This is a genomic window from Arcicella sp. GW822-FHT02H01 (assembly GCF_058802005.1).
In genome coordinates this window covers 2,830,529-2,850,637 of the sequence record NZ_JBXANT010000001.1, presented here as the reverse complement: position 1 = coordinate 2,850,637, position 20,109 = coordinate 2,830,529, and the positions used below count along the sequence as shown (strand labels likewise).

Below are 20,109 nucleotides of genomic sequence, written 5' to 3'. Positions count from 1 at the left end.
ATGAATAGGCTACTCTATTTAAAAATTCACGCCTAATCTTACCGCCATTCTGTTTAATTCATATTCCTTTGTTCTGCTAGAAGGGTAATCATCAGTACCAGTATTGTTAGTCGTAGTAAAAGCATTATGCTTGTAACCGATACTCAATACAAAGTTGGCTTGTCCACCCGTTGGAATCAATAATCCTAGGACGGGACTAATTGCTAAGCCTCCTTTGGCAGTTTGGTTATCAGATGAATCATCATTGAGCCACGTAAAGCCATATCCTGCATCAACGCCAATGTATGGTTTTACTTTTTTGGATGATGATTTTCCATAAGTATTTCTTATCCCTAACGATACAGGAACAATCTGCATAGCATGAAACCAGTCGACCCCGACAGTAACACCTACTGAAAGCTTATCCGAAATTTTATATCCATTGTACGATTGAATAGTAAAATTAGTCCGTCCCTCAACGGGAGTAGAATAAGACATCTGGGTTATTTGATAAGACTTTCCAAACAACCCTCCTATTTCAGTATAGTTTATGTATTTATCTTTCAAGAAACTCTTGCTCGATTTTTCTTCTTGTGTATAAGCCACAGAAAAGATGAGGCAACCTATTATTGTTAATATACTTTTCATGTTCTTCAGGGCTTATTAGTTTTCTCGTTTTACCAATATCTTACTCAACAATTTCAAATTATTGGCATCTTTATAATCATATTGATATAAACCGTCTTTGCCAATAAGCATTAGAGTGCCATTCAAAGGGATTACATCATAAGTATTCATGTCTGTAAAATGCTGTATTAGCTTAATATCCATTGAATTGGTAGCATTGAAGGTCTTTAGCCCCCCTTTACCCTCGCAGATAAATAATTTTTTATTATCAATTCCTAAGCCATAAGGGCTATCCATATTATATGATTTTAGCAACACGGGCGTAGCTGGATTTGAAACATTGATAACATCTAATTGATTGGCAATAGCAGCCCCACAACGACTAAAATTATTTACCGAACGAAGGGTAACATAAGCGATATCGTCTTCAACTACTACAGGGTCGCAAGCTCTCACGTGGTCTAAACGTGATAAAAACGTTGGATTACTAGGGTTTTCATTGTTCCAGATTTGCATTCCTGTGGTAGTACCTAAAAACAATTTATTTTTATAAGGGAAGATTGTCTCGATACCAAAACCAAGTTTTATACTGGCATCTTTAGTCGGTTTTTCAGGATTAGCCAAGCTAAACAGTTTCATTTCATCTTGCGTAACAGCATAGAGGTGATTATTCGTAATAGTGAATCTTGCTGTCGATCCTCCAACCCCTGCTCCTTTCGCCACTGAACCTGTAGAACTACTTGATGAAAAGCTTGAATATAGTCCCCAACTATCATAATACACAACTGGGTAATAAGAAGGATCGCATGATACTTCTTGAGTCGTGGTGTACCATTTCCATTTATAATCATAGATGGTCTGATTATTCGGATTATAACTCCAACTAATACCATCGGCTACTCCATAAGTAAATACTTCGTTTACCCGCGATACCTCTTTGATAGCAGTAGGATTACTAATATCAAAAGCTACAAAATCGGTGTAACTATCGGCATATAGGATATTATCTTGTACGGCAATATCAATATTACCTAATACTTGAATAAAAGCAATAGCTTTGGGTGACGATGGATTTGAATTATCTATTACATGGAATCCTTTCTTTATTTCATTGATAAACAGATAGTTATCTTTTACATAAATTTTTCCAGGATTCACTAAGTCTTGTGCAGGCAAAGCTTTTACACTATTTCTGAGTTCATTGAGTGAAATCAACACAGATTCAGTTCCTCTGTAAGTATTGGTTTCTTGGCAATGGTCTTTACAAGAAACAAAAGCAATTAACAAAGCAAAGAAGTGAATTGCTCGGAGTAAAGTTTTTTTCATGAGCAAAAGGCCTAAAAAGGCGTTAAATAAGAGTGAAAAGTTGGAAGTTTTGAATTGTGAGTTGAGAATCTTGAATTTAAAATTGTGTATATCAACAATTTTAACTCAAAATCCACAACTCTTTTTATGAGGTTAAACAGCTTTACGCAATCAGATATTATTTAGTTGTACAAAGTCCGTTTACACAGTCGACAGTAGGCATAATCATCATAGCACAATCAGAAAATCTGTTGTACTTTATATTCAATTCTTTTTGAAAGTCTGTATAAACTTTCACTTTCTCAGTCAATAACTTTTCATCTGTTTTCGACAAAGAATATACAATAAAACGGGTAGGCCCTCCGCATGCCTTTGCTCCCATTGGCATTACTCTACAGTCATCGCCAGCACAAGCTTTGTTGATAGCGAAGGCTTCCACCTCAGAAGCTATTTGTGCTAACTTCAAATTATCCTCCTCTTCGTTACCGAGGATGTCTTTATTCTTGCACGAAAAAAATAGTACAAAAGCAAGAATCATGTAAAGCATTTTCGATAATTTCATGGCTATTATTTAAATTTAAGGCTTGTAAAAGCTGTACCTAATGTCTTTCCATAGTTAGATAAATAGCTTGGAAATTTTTGCCCGATTACATCTGTCTCACTATAAAAAATATTATCATCAATCCTCCATGTTTTAATAGTCTTGCCTTTTTCTTTTCTTTGTATTAACAACATTCCTCCATCAGCACAACCCGGGCAACCATACGTTTTACCTTGTTGATTAGCCAAATCAACTGGAAATCCTGTAAGCAAATTTTTCACCTTAGCATACTCACTATCAGGCAATTGATAACCTACAAAGGAATATTTCTCTTGGTCTTTACAGAAATTACCACTTGTATCAGCATACACTCTTCCACTATTAGTTACCATATAAATAACAGATGCTCTGCATCCCCAGCCTAAGCCAACATGACTAAAAACTAGGTAGTTGTCAAGTTTTTCTGCACTGACATCTTCAGAAGATTTGGGTGTTTGTAGTTCATTTTCTGAACACGCTAGCATTCCTAAAGTCGTTAGGAAGACTAAAAATAAAGCTAATCTTTTCATGTTAATTATTGTTGATAGGCTCCTACTCCAACTGATACTTTTACATTTTTAAAAATTGACTTTTTAGGAGGTTTTGGTTTTGCTGGTTCATAATAGGGTGTTGTCTCTACTGGCACAACAATATTAGGTTGTTGCCATGCATGAGTAGTATTTTTTGTTGATAACGGCGTTATCGTCTCAATACTATCTGCCAGTTTAGTTCTTTCTATAGGTTCTTCTGGCAAATTTTCCAAAGGTTGTTCTTCCGATAATTCTATCGGAAGAGGCTTGGTTTTAACTGGTAATTGTGGGTCTAGAGGTTGAATTTTTCTTACCTCGTTTTCATTGATAGTAGGCGTAGGACTTTTCACCAATATTTGTTTTTCTAACTTAATTTGTTCCTGCACAGCAGGTTCAATGTCTTTGGTAATGTCAGTGTTGGCAATAAAAACCCAATATCCTATCCCTAGTAATGTTACCAGAACAGTACCTATGTAATAGAATGGAAAAGTATTTTTAGGGGTTTGAGGAGCCGTTGGTGCAGCCTCAATGCTCAAGCCTTGCTCTATCTTATCCCAAACGGCGTCAGATGGAGTCAAAGAGGCATCGTCAAAGGCTTTTTGCCATTGTTCCTCAAATGAATTATTTGTAAAATCGTTCATCATTAGCTATTTACGGATAATTGACTTTGTAAAATGGCTCTAGCTCGTGCATATTGTGACTTTGATGTTCCTTCTGTAATATTTAGCATCTCAGCGATTTCTTTGTGTTGATATCCTTCTATGGCATAAAGGTTAAAAACAGACTGACAGCCCTTTGGTAATTTTCGAATCATTTCGATTAATTCTTGAAAATTAATGCCTTCAATACCTGTAAGTCCATCGCTAAATTGATTTTCATATTCCTGTACATTATCCATTCCTTGAAAATGTTGTTGTGCCCGAATATGATTGATAGCTACATTAATAACGATTCGCTTAATCCAAGCTCCTAATGTACTCTCACCTCTAAACTTACTTAAATTCTGAAATATCTTAATAAATGCCTCTTGCAATACATCCTCGGCCTCTTCTTTATTTTGCATATAACGAGCACAGACCACCAACATTCTACCAGCGTAAGCATTGTATAGCTTTCGTTGGGCGTTACGGTCATTTTGCAGACAGGCCTGTATGAGCTGTTCTTCGTTTTCCAAAATTTATTAATATTTAATTAAAGAGGCTTATGTATATTTTATTGTTGTTTTAGCCGAGGCTGGTGTCTTCACCAGACCTCATCTAGTCTGCTAAATTGCTTTCGCATTGATGGACTGGTCAAGAGACCAGCCACGGTTAACCCGATAACCTCATCACATAAACACTTATTCATCTACTTACTTTATAACTAAGTTTTATGGAGCTTTTGTATAAAGACGTTTATTCTTATTAAACAGTTGGAAAAGAACTAAAAAAAATTATATTTTTCTCTGTCACCACTTACTTATCTGTTCTAAAGCCACTAACTATTTGCTTTTTATTATCTTTGCATTCTAAAATTTGAAATTGTACCTTCTGTGAATCAAGAAATAAGAGATAAATACGAAGTCGTTATCGGCTTAGAAGTACACGCTCAGTTACAAACTGAGAGTAAAATTTTTGCAGCCGATGCTGCGTCATTTGGTGCTTCTCCTAATACCCATATTTCACCAATTACCCTTGGGCATCCGGGCACGCTACCAAAGCTTAATAAAAGAGCGGTAGAATTTGCCATGAAAATGGGTATTGCCTGCCAGTCTTCAATAACTAATAATCAGTATTTTGACCGAAAAAACTACTTTTATCCAGATCTTCCAAAAGGTTATCAAATCACCCAAGACAAAACCCCTATCTGCATGGGTGGTGGTGTGCATGTGAAACTTTCGACAGGTGAAAAAACAGTTCGTTTTCATCATATTCACTTAGAAGAAGATGCAGGTAAATCATTACATACTGATGGTTCAAGCGATAGTTTATTAGACTATAACCGCGCTGGAACGCCATTGATTGAAATGGTAACTGAACCAGAAATTAAGTCAGCCGAAGAAGCTGCTACTTTTATGACCGAAGTGCGTAAACTAGTGCGTTATCTCGGTATTTGTGATGGTAACATGGAAGAAGGCTCGCTCCGTTGCGATGTCAATATTTCGGTAATGCCTGTAGGTAGTAAAGTTTTCGGGACAAAAGTCGAAATCAAAAACATGAATTCAATGCGTTTTATCCAAAAAGCCATTGAATATGAAATTGTCAGACAAATAGATGCCGTTGAAAATAACGAGAAAATCATTCAGGAAACCCGTAGTTTCGACCCTGCCACTGGACGTACATCGGGTATGCGTGAAAAAGAATCAATGAACGATTATCGTTATTTTCCTGAGCCAGACCTTGTTCCTTTAGTAATTTCGGAAGAATGGCTTTCGTCAGTAAAAGCATCAATGCCGGCTTTGCCTTGGGAACTTTTAGAGAAATTTACGAAACAATATGGCTTGCCTGAATACGATGCTCATGTATTAACCGATACAAGAGAAGTAGCAGAATATTTTGAAGCGACTTGCCAATTTACCAAACATTATAAAGCAGTTTCAAACTGGATAATGGGTGCGGTAAAATCATATCTGAACGATCATAATTTAGAAATCGGGCAACTAAGTATTACCCCAGAACAATTGGCTAAATTAATACAATTGGTTGATGATGGTAAAGTGAGTAATTCAACGGCTGCGCATCAGATATTTCCAGAAATGATTGTTGATACAACTAAAACGCCTTTACAAATTGCCGAAGCTAAGAATCTGATTCAACAAAGCAATACAGATGCACTTCAAACGTTAGTTGATGAGGTTTTAGCCAATAATCCAGCAAAAGTAAAAGAATACAAAAATGGCAAAAAAGGGCTTTTAAGTATGTTCATGGGTGAAATCATGAAGAAATCTAAAGGTTCGGCTGATCCTAAAGTAACCACTGCTTTATTGCAAAAAACTTTAGACAATCTGTAGATATTATATTTATAACCTGTATTTATATATTTATTTGTGCGTCAGCATTTTTCGAAATTCCGCTGTTTGAGCGAAGCGAGTTTCGGAATTTCTTGATTTTCTTTTGTTACTTTTCTTTCATCAAGGAAAGAAAAGTAAGGCTTAGAAAAGGGATATATTCTTTCTAACTCAAGACCAATAAAAGGTTTAATATATACTTATCATACACAAAACATGAAAAAAATATCAATCATCATTTTATTTGTACTGACAAGTATCTCTACTTTTGCTCAGGATAAAGTGGTCAATATTACGGGTAAAGTAATGAATGTAGTACCTGATAAAAAGGTATTATTACAAGTAATTAATGGAAGAGGAACTGCTATAACGGTAGATTCTTCGGTAGTAGCTGCCGACAAATCGTTTAAATTTAATAGCAAAATACCTGATGGTGGTGGTTATTATTTAATAAACTTCTTTGGCATGGAACTTAGCCAGAAAGTATTATTGATTCTGGAAGGTGGAGAAACAGTAAACCTTATTGCTGATGGCATGGATACGCCTGCCAAAAGAGGGAGTTTTCAATTGACTGGAGATTCTAAAAATATTGAATATTTCAATAGGATTTTGAAGATTAGCCAAGAGTTACAAACCAAAGTAGAATCTTGGAATTTACAAGTAACTGCCGCACAAGCAAAGAAAGATGATGCCACTATTCAAAGAATTCAGAACGAATTTCAGGCAGCACAAGAGGCTAACCTTAACAAAATAAAGGCATTGATTCCTGAAATGGGTACTAATTTGGTGGCTTTATGGACGGCTGGCAATTTCCTAAATCCTGAGAATGATAAGGAAACATTATTACAAGTAGCGGAAAAATTCAAGACTGAAAAAGGGAATTCTGCTAATGTTCATATCAAAACTTTCTTACAACAAGTAATGCGTTTGAAAGGGGTAAGTGTAGGGTCGGAAGCACCAGAAATTGCGATGAAAACGCCGAATGACAAAGTGTTGGCTCTATCGTCTTTGCGAGGGAAATATGTATTACTTGACTTTTGGGCATCGTGGTGTGGGCCATGTCGCAGAGAAAATCCAAACGTTGTAAGGATATACTATAAGTTCAAAGATAGAAACTTCGATATTTTTTCAGTAAGCTTAGACCAAGAAAAAACATCATGGCTGACTGCTATCGAAAAAGACGGCATGGCTTGGAATCATGTTTCTGATTTACAGTATTGGAATTCAGCAGCAGCCGTAGCCTATGGCGTTCAAGGCATACCAGCTACGTTTTTATTAGACAAAGAAGGAAAAATTATTGCAAAGGATTTAAGAGGTGAAGCGCTTGAAAAGAAACTCGAAGAGATTCTAAAATAAGCAATTCTCAAAATATTATTCTGCATATTTCAATCCCTGACATTTTTTATAAAACTGTCAGGGATTTTTCATGTAATTTTGTTCTTCCAAACAATCAAAACAGAATGTTGAGAAAAACATCTCAGAGATTCTATCACACAATCAATTTTTGAAATGAAAGTAGCCATCATCGGAGCAGGAAATATGGGAATGGCATTTGCCAAATCGTTTATCCAATATGATTTAGTAAAAAAAGAAGACCTTTTTCTAATTGAAAAAAACTCAGAACGTGCCGAAGCACTACGACTGGAAAAAGCAGGAGTTGTTATTGACACAATTTCTTCTAAAATCGGAGAGTATGATTTAATTATTTTATCTGTAAAACCACAAGATTTTCCGTCTTTAAAAGAAGAACTTCGTGCCGTAATTCAGCCTAAGCAATTAATATTAAGCATCATGGCAGGGATTTCTATTGAAAAAATCATTAGCACCCTTAACCATCCTTTGGTAGTACGTGCTATGCCCAATACGCCTGCATTATTAGGAATGGGTATGACTGCTTTCTCGGCTGCTGGCGATATTACTTTAAGTCAATTAAAAAAGGTAGAAAACCTTATTAATTCAACTGGTAGAGCGGTTTTCTTAGAAGATGAAAGTTTATTAGATGCTGTAACAGCATTGAGCGGTAGCGGACCAGCTTACTTTTTCTATTTAGTAAAAGCGATGATTGAAGCTGGAAAACAAATGGGCTTTGAAGAATCTATGTCAGCTTTATTAGTAAAGCAAACTATGTTAGGTTCATTCCATTTAATTAATAATGCTGAAAAAAGTTTAGATGAATTAATCAAAGCAGTAGCATCAAAAGGCGGAACAACAGAAGCTGCCTTGAAACGTTTTGAAGAAGGACTTTTAGCACAAAACTTACAAGAAGGAATTTTCGCTGCTCAGAAAAGAGCGACGGAATTATCGAAATAGATACAAGCTTTAGGCTGTAAGCAAGAGGCTGTAAGCTTTTAAAAAACAAATAAGGACGAATTGCATTCGTCCTTATTTGTTTAACAATATTATTATCAAATCTTTTATTATCATTAGCGAGGGACTTAAGTCCCTCGCTAGTGATAAGGCTTGAATGTAAACGCTTTACTTTATGAATTAAACCATTAATGATACTAAATGGTTAGTCAATTTCTAAGCATTCTCATATCACAATTCTTCTCAAATTTTAAACACTGAATTTTCTCAAATATCCAAAAGTCTATTTCCTAACACCAAAATCTGATGTACAAAAGCTGAAAGTTAAAAGCCTTCTTCAATTACTTTCACTTTTAAATAAACTATTTCAAGCAAAAATATAATTTTATAGCTATCCCCTTCATTTTAACACTAATTTTCGCTTTTTTTACATAAATCATAAAACTAACGTTCAATTTCAATCTATATGTCGATAAAAGTTGCCATTTCTCATAAGACGAAATACAAGTTTGATAGAAGCGTCAGTCTATCTCCACACATTTTTAGATTACGTCCTGCGCCACATTCACGAACAGTGATTGAGGGATACTCGTTCAAAATATTTCCTGAAAATCATTTCATCAATTGGCAACAAGACCCATTTGGTAATTATCAAGCCAGAGTAGTTTTTCCTGAAAAAACCACGGAATTACATGTAGAGGTAGAAGTTATTGCCAAATTACAGGTAATCAATCCTTTTGATTTTTTTGTAGAAGAATATGCTGAAAAGTTTCCCTTCAAATATGACGAACAGTTAAGAAGAGAACTGGGACCCTATTTTGAAGAAAGAGAGTCTGGCGAAAAATTATTGAATTGGATTGAAAACAATAGAGTTTATACAAACATTAATACGGTTGATTTTTTAGTACACCTCAACCAAAGGGTATTTAATGGCTTACACTATAACATTAGAATGGAAACAGGTGTACAAACCTGTGAAGAAACACTAACTTCTCTAAGCGGCTCTTGTCGAGATTCGTCTTGGTTGTTAGTCCAAATTCTAAGAAAACACGGCATTGCAGCTAGGTTTGTATCTGGTTATTTAGTACAACTTACTTCCGATATTAAATCTTTGGATGGGCCTTCTGGACCAGTAGCTGATTTTACTGATTTGCACGCTTGGGTAGAAGCATACATCCCTGGTGCAGGTTGGATTGGTCTTGACCCTACTTCTGGGCTTTTTGCGGGCGAAGGACACATTCCTTTGTCGTGTACGCCAGACTATGCAAGTGCTGCCCCTGTAACAGGCGCTACCGATGTTTGTAATGTTACGTTTGAATTTGATAATAAAGTTACCAGAATTCATGAAGACCCAAGAGTAACGAAGCCTTATACTGACCAACAGTGGGAAGACATCATGCAAGTGGGTTATGACGTAGAAAAAGATTTACAAGAAGGCGATGTACGTATGACGATGGGAGGCGAACCTACCTTCGTTTCAGTAGATGATTATGAATCGCCAGAATGGAGCTCTACTGCGGATGGTCCTTTAAAAAGAAAATTAGCCTATGATTTAGCATTGCGTCTGAAAAATCGTTTTGCTCATGGTGGATTATTGCATTTCGGACAAGGTAAGTGGTATCCAGGCGAATTGATTCCACGTTGGCAGTATGCCCTTTACTGGAGAAAAGACGGACACACTATCTGGAAAAATGATGAATTGGTTGCTAAAGAAAACGACCAAAAACTTACATTCCATGATGCTGAGAAGTTTACCTTTGAACTTACCAAATACCTAGGCATTAATACCAACAATATCATTCCTGCTTATGAAGACCCTATCTATTGGGCGTTAGAAGAAGGTAAGATTCCCGTTAATATTGACCCTCTAAAAGTAAATTTAAAAGATTCGGTAGAAAGACGCACCTTAGCCAAATTGTTGGAAAAAGGACTGAACAATCCTACTGGCTTTGTTTTTCCTTTGAAATGGGATAAAGGTATCAATACTTGGACAAGCTGTGCTTGGAGCTTCAGAAGGAATCATTGTTACCTGATTCCAGGTAATTCTCCGATTGGATATCGTTTACCACTGGACTCATTACCTGCGTTATCAGACGACAGAAAAGAGTTTCCAGCCGAACGTAGCCCGTTTGAAGATTTAGCACCATTAGGTGACTTTAGCGGAATCGTGGAAAAACGCTATGGTGCTGTTGCTCCAGACTATCAGCTCCCTCCTGCTAAAAAAGCAAGCGGAGACGAGAAAGGAAATGAAAAGCAGATTATTTTCGAAGTACCTACGTTCACTACAGCTTTAACAATTGAAGAGAGAGAAGGTATTTTATATGCATTCTTACCTCCTACTGAGTATTTAGAGCATTATTTAGACTTGATTGCCTGTATTGAGGCAACTTGTGAAAAGCTTCAACTACCGATTAGGATTGAAGGTTATCCTCCTCCGTCTGATTACCGTTTAGAAAAACTAAATGTTACACCAGACCCAGGGGTAATTGAAGTAAATATTCATCCAGCCAAAAGTTGGCAGGATTTAGTTGATAATATCACTGCTTTATACGAAGAAGCTTTCTTTGCTCGCTTGGGTACAGAAAAATTCATGGTAGATGGCAAACACACAGGTACTGGCGGAGGTAACCACGTAACTATTGGAGGTGCCAAACCAGAGGATAGTCCAATCTTGCGTCGTCCAGACTTACTACGCAGTTTGATTACCTACTGGCAACATCACCCTGTATTAAGTTATTTATTCTCTGGTCCTTTTATTGGCCCAACGAGTCAAGCACCACGTTTTGACGAAGGTAGAGAAGAGCGATTGTATGAAATGGAGATTGCCTTCGACCAAATTCCAGAGGGAGAAGAAGTACCATTCTGGATGGTTGATAGAATTTTCAGAAACCTTTTGGTTGATGTGACGGGTAATACACACCGTACAGAATTCTGTATTGATAAAATGTATTCTCCTGATTCATCAACGGGTCGTTTAGGAATTTTAGAGTTCAGAGGGTTCGATATGCCTCCTCATAAACACATGAGTTTGGTACAAACCTTATTGATTAGGGCTTTGATTGCTAAATTCTGGAAACAACCATACAAGAAAAAATTAGTGCGCTGGGGTACAGAATTACATGACCGTTTCCTTTTGCCACATTACGCCTATTTAGATATGCTTGATGTTGTGAATGATTTGAAGGATGCAGGGTATAATTTCGACATCTCTTGGTTTGATGCTTTCTTTGAATTTCGTTTCCCTTATTACGGCGGTATTACTGTTGATAGTACTCAACTAGAAATACGTTCGGGCATTGAGCCTTGGCACGTACTAGGTGAGGAGCTCTCAAACTCGGGTACTGCTCGATTTGTAGATTCTTCTTTAGAGAAAATACAGGTAAAAGTAACGGGCTTTATAGAAGGTCGTCATATCTTAACTTGTAATGGTTGTAGAGTACCGTTAAGAAGTACAGGCGTAAAGAGTGAATTTGTGGCAGGTGTTCGTTACAAAGCATGGAATCCGCCTTCGGCATTGCATCCCACTATTGGGGCAGATGCACCATTGGTATTTGATATTTTGGATACTTGGAACAATAAAGTAATTGGAGGTTGTACCTACTTTGTTTCGCATCCAGGAGGTAGAAGTTTTGATACGTATCCAATTAATAGTTATGAGGCAGAATCAAGAATGATTAGCCGTTTCTGGGGTTTTGGGCATACACCAGATGCACCAGAAACAGAAGAAGCAGCACCAATCAGAAATACGCCAACGATTTCTAGGTTTGTGGCAGAGAACAAGAAGGAACTCAAAGCCGATACGCCAATAGAAGTAATCAATCCAGAATATCCAAATACTTTAGATTTAAGAAAGTATTGGAAAAGAAGGTAATATAAATTTAATTTTTCAATCCTTCTAAATATGACTAGCGAGGGACTTAAGTCCCTCGCTAGTCATATTTAGAAGGATTTGAATTTAATCGTAAATTGATTTTCTTCAAAGTTAATTTTCATTTCAACAACTCCTGCACCGCAAAAGGATAATCCGTTATTAATATAGCTACCTGCTTCGTTTTTAAAAATTCGGTATAATATCCTTTCTCAAAAGCATCAGGATGTTTTTGAACATTCTCGCTAACATCGCTTGTCAGCACTATGTTATTTTGCTTGAGTTTATCTATTACTTGCAAAGGCGTTTTAGCATTAATATAAGCTACCAAATTACTGAAAGGTATATTCAAGGCTTTAATTCTTTCCCAATCTTCCTCACTACTAATTAATGTTGAAATAGTAATCGTAGACGAAAGCTGATATACTTTCTGTGTATTGATGGGTGAAAACGTCAGGATTAAGCATCGGTCTTCTAGTCTTTTTTGCTGTATCTTTTGCACTGTTTTTTGCCATAAGTCATCTTTTACATCTACCATCAGATAAATGTTTTTATGAGTTGATAACCAGTTTAACACATCATCAAAGGTTGGGATGCGTTCTTGAGTAGGCTCTCCGTTTTGTGTTTTTAGAAATAAGCTTTCTAAATATTTTGAAGACAATTGCTTAATAGTCCCCACGCCGTTGGTCGTTCTATCGATGGTTTCATCGTGCATGATAAACAAGTCGCCATCTGCACTTTGTCTGATGTCTAATTCTAACATTACAGCTGATTTTTTAAATGCGTTAGCACTCATGCTAAAACGAGAAAGGCTATTTTCGGGAAAATTCCCATCAAATCCTCCACGATGTCCACAGATAAGTGGTCCATTGTACCATGATTTTTTAAAATGCTGATTGACGTAAATTGTTGTATCTTTTTTCTGTGCATTAATGCTGTTTATACAAACCATGAATAGCAAAATGGCAGAAAATAAGTGAATTGATAATTTCATTTGATGATGATTTTTTAAAATATACGAATAGTCGTCAATTTAACAATGTATTCCAACGCTTGCAATTGTCAATAGATTAAATATTTATAAAGGATTATTTATTGAAAACAGCAATGTGAAACCATTGAATCGGAAAGATTACAGGATAATACTAATATTTTTTGATATTTTTTTTATTAATTTTATTTTAGTAATAACCACTACTAACTGCGAATAATAAAGAAGATGAAAACTCAATCTCCTAAAAAAGTTGTTTTACTGGTAGGAAGAGACGATTGGCACAAGGACACTCATTTGAATCATATCTTAAGAAACTACCTAAAAAAGAATAACTACCAAATAATGTGGGAACACCCCGCAGGAAGTTTTATCTATAAACTTCAGTCCATTGAAAGTCATCTAAAATGGCTCCCCAAACCTGTCAAAGCATTAAATCTTAAGCTTGTTAAATTATTGTATATGCTTACTCATTGGAGCTATGTTGTATATTTATACAACCGTCCTAATGAGTTTATCGAATTTAGATGTCCCAGACTAAAAAAGCGGATACAAAACCTGAGTGCTAACAATGAATTAATTGTTTTTTCAAGGTCATCAGGAGGAAGAGCTATTTCTCTCATCGCAGATGAATTGAAGATTAAACACATTGTGTGTTTGGGCTATCCATTTCAAAATCCTAATAATGGTGTAGAACCAGAAAGGTATTTACATTTAGCAAACTTACAAACTCCGATGTTAATTATTCAGGGAATTAATGATGAATATGGAGGTATTGAGATTAAGGAAAAGTATCATTTGAGTCCACAAGTCAATCTATTTTTTGTAGATACAGACCATAATTTTAATATCGACGATAGTACTTGGAATGTTTTATATGCTAAAATTGATGAAGTTATCAAATGAGTAGTGCAAGGTTTTCCTACAAAAGCCTTAATTTTAATAAATTTTAAAATACTTCATTTTCAACCAATGAGCGATGATTACAGAAAAATCACCTAATTTACTTCAAGCCTATCAGCGAGAAATTAACTCTTATGATGAAATCTTGGGAGCAAACGGTCAAGTAAAACCTCATTGGCAAACACTTTTTTCTACTTTAGAAAAAATAGGGATGAAGGAACTCCATTCTCGAAATTTTGAAATTATCAACAAGCTTCGTGAAAATGGTGTTACTTATAATGTTTATGAAAACTCGGGAAGTTTAAATCGACCTTGGCAACTAGACCCTATTCCGTTTCTTATTGAACAAAAAGAATGGAACGTTGTTGCTAAAGGACTTAAACAAAGAGCGTTAGTACTAGATTTGATGTTGAGAGACATCTACGGTCGCCAACGGTTAATCAAAGAAAACATCCTACCGCCTGAATTAGTATATGGTAATAGAGGCTTTTTTAGGTCTTGTAATGATATAAAGCTACCTTCCGAAAATCAATTAACACTATATGCTGCCGACATCGCTCGTGGGCCTGACGGCAGGATGTGGGTAATAGATAATAGAACACAAGCACCTTCTGGAACAGGATATGCCCTTGAGAACAGAAGTGTAATGAGTAAAATATTGCCTGAGCTTACCAAAGGAATGTATGTAAGCAGGCTTTCTCCTTTTTTTACCAGTCTTCAACAAACAGTAGCTTCTTTGGCCGTCAAAGCCAAAGACCATCCTAATATTGTTTACCTAACCCCAGGCTCAAATAACGAAACTTATTTTGAACACGCTTATTTGGCGGCTTATTTGGGATACACTTTAGTACAAGGTGATGACTTGTTGGTACGTGATGGCTTTGTTTGGTTGAAGTCTATTGATGGTTTAGAAAAAGTGGACGTTATCATCAGAAGGATTGATGATGAATGGTGCGACCCTCTGGAACTTAGACAAGATTCTCGTTTAGGAATTCCGGGGCTACTTCATGCCATTCGTTCAGGAAATGTTTCCGTTATTAATCCCCCAGGGGCAAGTGTCCTCGAAAACAATGGTTTGTTGCCCTTTATGAATGCCGCTTCAAGGTTCTTTTTAGGTGAAAGCCTGATTATGCCTTCTGTGGCTACTTGGTGGTGTGGACAAGCCAAAGAGATGAATCATGTATTGGCGAATTTGCCGAAATTGATTATAAAAAGTACCAATCGTAAACAAAAAATAAGGTCGGTTTATGGAAAGTTATTATCGGAAGCACAATTAAATGACCTCCGTAAGCTTATTATCCAAAACCCCACTGAATATGTTGCTCAAGAAGAAGTAAGTCTTTCTACTACGCCAGCCTTGATTGATGGAAAAATTGAACCTCGTTTTGCGGCATTGCGTGCTTATTTAGTGTCAGATGGTAAAGATTATCATGTGATGGATGGCGGTTTAACCCGTAGTTCAGCCGTAAGAGACCGCTTTGAGATTTCGCATCAGTATGGTGGATTTTCCAAAGACACTTGGATTGTATCTGATACCGTTTTACAGCCTCCTCCGCGGATTATCATTCCGACGGCGGCATCGGTTCATCATCATACGTCGTTACCTAGTAGAAGTGCAGAAAACCTATTTTGGGTAGGTAGATACTGTGAAAGGACAATGGCCGCCACAAAGTTTTTGAAAATTACGATTAATGCTTTACAAGAAAATGTCAACTTTGGAGGTTCTGTTAAATCAGAGCACATTGATATATTATTAAAGTCGCTTACGCACCTTACGCTCAGTTATCCTGGCTTTATTGATGAGGATAATCCTGAGTTATTGAAAAAGCCTTATCCTGGCATTCATGATTTAGTTTTTAATGCTAAAAAAGCAGGAACAGTCGCTTATAGTGTAGAATCGTTTTTGAGGGGTGTTATTACAGTAAGTGATAAATGGAGCCATGATACATGGAGAATCATTAATTTAATAGAAAATAGTTTAAAAAAGATTAAGAGCTCGGACCCTGATGCCAACAATCCGAACATGATTCAAAAGATTTTAGACAAGCTCCATACACGCTTATTTACTTTCTATGGAATCATTTCAGAATCTATGCCACGCGACAGCGGTTTTTATTTATTAGAAGCAGGGAAACTAATTGAAAGAATTTTATCAAGAATTAGCATTATTCGTTCTACTTTTAGTTTTAAAAATGACCTTAACGTAGAAAACGATTTAATTGAAGCCGTATTAATCAATCACCATTTATTGGTTCATTATCGATTATTGTATAAATCGCATATAAGTTTAGAATCCATGCTTGATATGGTTTTGTTGGAAGAAAGTTTACCTTATTCACTCAGCTATCAATTAGATGCCTTAGCCGAATGTCTCTCTAAACTGCCTAAAACATCAAGCAATGAAAGGTTAACTAAAGCTGAGAAAGCGGTGTTGGAAGCTTCGACTAAGATTAAGCTAACGGATATTGCAACACTTGGCGCTTATGATGCAGAGACTTTATACCGAGAAAAATTAGATAACTTACTCGCCAATGTTTTTAGTTTGATTTCGTCTGTTACTGTTTGTCTGACAGATGTGTATTTTACGCATACTGTCATTCAACACTCATTAATGGAAAATCCAGAAAATAGTGATACCAATGAAATATAGACTCTCCCACCAAACAAAATATAAATATCATGATTCTGTAAACAGCTATCATAGTTTAGTGTGTTTAAAACCCCAGAACATATCTACACAGATATGTCATAGTTTTTCGTTGTTGGTCACTCCAAAACCGTCTGAAATTGTAGAAAGGGTAGACTTTTTTGGTAATACTATTCATTATTTTTCTATCCAATCGGCTCATCGAGAATTGATTGTTAAGACTGAAAGTAAAGTAGAAACCTTTCCTAAGTTTTTAAATACTAACTTTTCGGTATCTTGTAAAGAAGCCCGAGTGGCTTTTAAAACCAACAGTGCTTTAAAAATAGAGCTTTTACAGTATTTATTACCGAGTCCGTTTATTCAGTGGGACGAAGAAATCCGTGCCTTTGCAGAGGCTTCTTTTCCCGACAGCCAATCTCTTTACGAAAGTGTAAAGAACCTTTGTCATAAAATATTCACAGAGTTTGACTTTGTTTCTAATTTTACCAATATCAATACGCCTATTAAAACAGTGTTGAAAGAACGCAAGGGCGTATGTCAGGATTTTTCACATTTAGCCATTGCTTGTCTCAGAAGTATGGGCTTTGCGGCTCGGTACGTAAGTGGTTATTTAGAAACCTTGCCTCCTCCGGGCAAGAAAAAACTGCAAGGGTCAGATGCATCCCATGCTTGGATTTCAGTATTTATTCCCAACATTGGTTGGTGCGAATTTGACCCTACCAATGATTTAGTTCCTCAAGAACGGCATATCATTACAGCCTATGGACGAGATTATAGTGACGTACCACCCCTAAAAGGCATTATTTTTAGCTCTGGCAAACATACTTTATCCGTTTCTGTAGATGTAATACCCTTATTTGAACCATGATATACATTTCATTTTAATCATTATACATAAATATAGTATTATTGCTATTCCTGAGAATTCGGGTTGTTTTTGCGTATATTTGAGAAAAACATATTAATTGCTAAATGATTAAACCAAAACAATCTAAAGAACAAACTTTTCGTGATAGGATAAAAGAAGAAATTCTTGAGTTCTTTCGCCTAAATGAAGATACAGCTTGGTCGTTAAACCAAGTACATAAAGCCTTTGCCGTTCGTGACCGTAGTACAAAAACTTTATATGGAGAATTGCTTGAAGAACTTCATAAAAATAAAAAAATCATTCGTCAACAAAACGGAAGTTATATAGTAGACACTGTTACAGAATTTGTAGTCGGTAGAATCGACCATGTAAATGCTCGTTTTGCTTTTGTAGTGGTTGAAGACAGAGAAGATGACATTTGGATTAATACCCGTGAACTAAATGGAGCCATAGATGGCGACACCGTAAAAGTATTGGTATTTCCAAAAAATAAAAAAGGAACAACTCGTGCAGAAGGCGAAGTAGTAGAGATTATAGAAAGAGGTAGAAAAGAATTAGTAGGTACTATTGAAATTTTACCAAACTATGCTTTTGTAACTCCTGATGCCAAGAAAATATTCCAAGACGTTTTTGTTTCAAAGTATGATGTTGGCGATGCTCAGAACGGCGATAAAGTAATTGTAAAAATTACTACGTGGGCCGAAAAAGAGCGCAAAATGGAAGGCCAAGTAATAGAGGTATTAGGAAAAGCTGGTGAGAATAATACTGAAATGCATGCTATTTTAGCAGAATTTGGCTTACCAATTAGTTTTCCTAAAAATATTGAAGAAGAAGCCGAAAATATTCCTGTAAAAATATCAGTGGCAGAAATCAAAAACCGTCGTGATTTTAGAGAAACTACCACTTTCACGATTGACCCTGTAGATGCCAAAGATTTTGATGATGCCCTCAGTTTTGCCTTCTTAGAAAATGGTAATTATGAAGTGGGTGTACATATTGCAGATGTTACTCATTATGTGCTACCAGAATCTAATCTTGAAGTAGAGGCTTTTAAAAGAGCTACTTCGGTATATTTGGTAGATAGAGTAGTACCGATGTTGCCTGAGAAGTTATCTAATGGGTTATGTTCTCTTCGTCCTAATGAAGATAAATTGACGTTCTCGGCTGTTTTTGAAATCACTCCTGATGCCAAAGTAGTTGGCGAATGGTTTGGTAGAACAGTTATCCATTCTGACAGAAGGTTCTCTTACGAAGAAGCTCAAGAGGTTTTAGATAAAGTAGAAGGCGGAACTATTGCTATAGAGGATGCAAAACCTGTTGAAATATCCGAAGAAGAGCCTAAGAAAAAAGGACGTAAAACGAAAACTGCCGAAGTTGCTTCCTTACCGACTTTCCCTAAAGAGCTTTTAACGCTGAATCAATTAGCACATAAACTTCGTGACGAACGTTTTGCCAAGGGAGCCGTAAATTTTGAAACTGTTGAAGTAAAATTCAACTTAGATGAAAACGGGAAACCGCTAGGAATTTATCAGAAAATCAGAAAGGATTCTCATAAGCTTATTGAAGAATTTATGCTACTTGCCAATAAGAAAGTAGCAGAATATGTATTCAATTTGCGTAAAACAGAACCTAGAAATACGATGGTGTATCGTACACACGACGCACCGGACCCAGAAAAACTGAAAAACTTCTCGACATTTGCCAAACGTTTTGGATACAACGTACAAACGGAAGTATCGCAGATAAGTACTTCGTTCAATGCTTTGATGCATGATGTAGAAGGTAAACCTGAACAGAATATTCTGGAGAATTTGGCGGTACGAACAATGTCTAAAGCAAAATACAGCACCGACCCAATCGGTCACTTTGGTTTGGCATTTCCTTTTTACTCACATTTTACCAGCCCTATTCGTCGTTATCCAGATATGATGGCGCACCGAATGCTCCAACATTATTTAGATGGCGGACAGCCTTTAGAACGTGCTCCTTGGGAAGCCCGTTGTAAGCATAGTTCTGAGATGGAGAAAATGGCGGCTGAAGCTGAACGTGCTTCTATTAAATACAAGCAAGTAGAATTTATGAGCTTGATGGAAGAAGGCAAAGTATGGGATGGTATTATTTCGGGCGTTACTGAATTCGGAATTTTTGTAGAAATTACCGAAACTGCTTCGGAAGGCCTAATCAGAATGAATGATTTGAAAGATGATTTCTATGATTTCGACCGCGATAACTACAGAATTGTTGGACAAAGAAATGGACGAGTATTTACTTTTGGAGACAAATTACAAGTAAAAGTAAAAGAATGTAATTTAGGTCGAAGAAGCATGGATTTGACTTTAGTAGGCAATGACGGTGATGGTAAAAGAAAAACAAAGCCGTCGCACCGTGGAGACTCAAGACATAAATCTAAAAATGCTAAATCGGCACCAAGAGGCGATAGACGCACAAAAGGTAGCGGAGGAGAGAGCAGAGATAGAAAGAAAAAAAGATAAGATAATTGATAATGCAAAGAGATAGC

At 36.4% G+C, this 20,109-nt stretch carries 15 protein-coding genes; 8 read left to right on the top strand and 7 right to left on the bottom strand.

Features of this window, described 5'->3' with window-relative positions; all coding sequences use genetic code 11:
* Nucleotides 1–18: 18 nt before the first annotated feature.
* The 6 genes from AC1RNE_RS12140 to AC1RNE_RS12115 form a co-directional block, all read right to left on the bottom strand.
* Nucleotides 19–627, bottom strand: coding sequence for a hypothetical protein (locus AC1RNE_RS12140; RefSeq protein ID WP_492801219.1), 609 nt, complete (start codon nt 625–627; stop codon nt 19–21).
* Nucleotides 628–642: 15 nt separating this feature from the next.
* On the bottom strand, nt 643–1,932 hold the full coding sequence (locus AC1RNE_RS12135) for an LVIVD repeat-containing protein (protein ID WP_492801218.1): 1,290 nt from the start codon (nt 1,930–1,932) through the stop codon (nt 643–645).
* Between the two features lie 157 nt (nt 1,933–2,089).
* On the bottom strand, nt 2,090–2,473 hold the full coding sequence (locus AC1RNE_RS12130; protein WP_492801217.1) for a hypothetical protein: 384 nt from the start codon (nt 2,471–2,473) through the stop codon (nt 2,090–2,092).
* 5 nt (nt 2,474–2,478) lie between these two features.
* Nucleotides 2,479–3,021, bottom strand: coding sequence for a hypothetical protein (locus AC1RNE_RS12125; RefSeq protein WP_492801216.1), 543 nt, complete (start codon nt 3,019–3,021; stop codon nt 2,479–2,481).
* 5 nt (nt 3,022–3,026) lie between these two features.
* On the bottom strand, nt 3,027–3,662 hold the full coding sequence (locus AC1RNE_RS12120) for a hypothetical protein (protein ID WP_492801215.1): 636 nt from the start codon (nt 3,660–3,662) through the stop codon (nt 3,027–3,029).
* Between the two features lie 2 nt (nt 3,663–3,664).
* Nucleotides 3,665–4,195 (bottom strand): RNA polymerase sigma factor, encoded by a 531-nt coding sequence (locus tag AC1RNE_RS12115; RefSeq protein WP_492801214.1) that lies wholly within the window; start codon nt 4,193–4,195, stop codon nt 3,665–3,667.
* Nucleotides 4,196–4,552: 357 nt separating this feature from the next.
* Here AC1RNE_RS12115 and gatB point away from each other — a divergent pair, with 357 nt between their 5' ends.
* The 4 genes from gatB (at nt 4,553) to AC1RNE_RS12095 (ending at nt 12,185) form a co-directional block, all read left to right on the top strand.
* Nucleotides 4,553–6,010 (top strand): Asp-tRNA(Asn)/Glu-tRNA(Gln) amidotransferase subunit GatB, encoded by a 1,458-nt coding sequence (gatB, locus tag AC1RNE_RS12110; protein ID WP_492801213.1) that lies wholly within the window; start codon nt 4,553–4,555, stop codon nt 6,008–6,010.
* A 213-nt stretch (nt 6,011–6,223) separates the two neighbouring features.
* Nucleotides 6,224–7,363 (top strand): redoxin domain-containing protein, encoded by a 1,140-nt coding sequence (locus AC1RNE_RS12105; protein ID WP_492801212.1) that lies wholly within the window; start codon nt 6,224–6,226, stop codon nt 7,361–7,363.
* 132 nt (nt 7,364–7,495) lie between these two features.
* Entirely contained in the window at nt 7,496–8,317 is an 822-nt protein-coding gene (gene proC, locus AC1RNE_RS12100) for a pyrroline-5-carboxylate reductase (protein ID WP_492803635.1), read from the top strand.
* Nucleotides 8,318–8,780: 463 nt separating this feature from the next.
* On the top strand, nt 8,781–12,185 hold the full coding sequence (locus AC1RNE_RS12095; protein WP_492801211.1) for a transglutaminase family protein: 3,405 nt from the start codon (nt 8,781–8,783) through the stop codon (nt 12,183–12,185).
* Between the two features lie 118 nt (nt 12,186–12,303).
* Here the strand turns inward: AC1RNE_RS12095 and AC1RNE_RS12090 are convergent, their stop codons facing one another.
* Nucleotides 12,304–13,176: a glycerophosphodiester phosphodiesterase family protein gene (locus tag AC1RNE_RS12090; RefSeq protein WP_492801210.1), complete on the bottom strand. Its 873-nt coding sequence runs from the start codon at nt 13,174–13,176 to the stop codon at nt 12,304–12,306.
* Between the two features lie 225 nt (nt 13,177–13,401).
* Here AC1RNE_RS12090 and AC1RNE_RS12085 point away from each other — a divergent pair, with 225 nt between their 5' ends.
* From AC1RNE_RS12085 to AC1RNE_RS12070, 4 genes are all read left to right on the top strand, one after another.
* A complete protein-coding gene (locus AC1RNE_RS12085) occupies nt 13,402–14,079 on the top strand; it encodes an alpha/beta family hydrolase (protein WP_492801209.1) in 678 nt (225 codons plus the stop codon).
* A 73-nt stretch (nt 14,080–14,152) separates the two neighbouring features.
* Entirely contained in the window at nt 14,153–16,726 is a 2,574-nt protein-coding gene (locus AC1RNE_RS12080) for a circularly permuted type 2 ATP-grasp protein (RefSeq protein WP_492801208.1), read from the top strand.
* Entirely contained in the window at nt 16,716–17,591 is an 876-nt protein-coding gene (locus AC1RNE_RS12075; RefSeq protein ID WP_492801207.1) for a transglutaminase family protein, read from the top strand. The genes AC1RNE_RS12080 and AC1RNE_RS12075 overlap by 11 nt, the downstream gene beginning before the upstream one ends.
* 104 nt (nt 17,592–17,695) lie before the next feature.
* A complete protein-coding gene (locus AC1RNE_RS12070; RefSeq protein WP_492801206.1) occupies nt 17,696–20,083 on the top strand; it encodes a ribonuclease R family protein in 2,388 nt (795 codons plus the stop codon).
* Nucleotides 20,084–20,109: the final 26 nt, after the last annotated feature.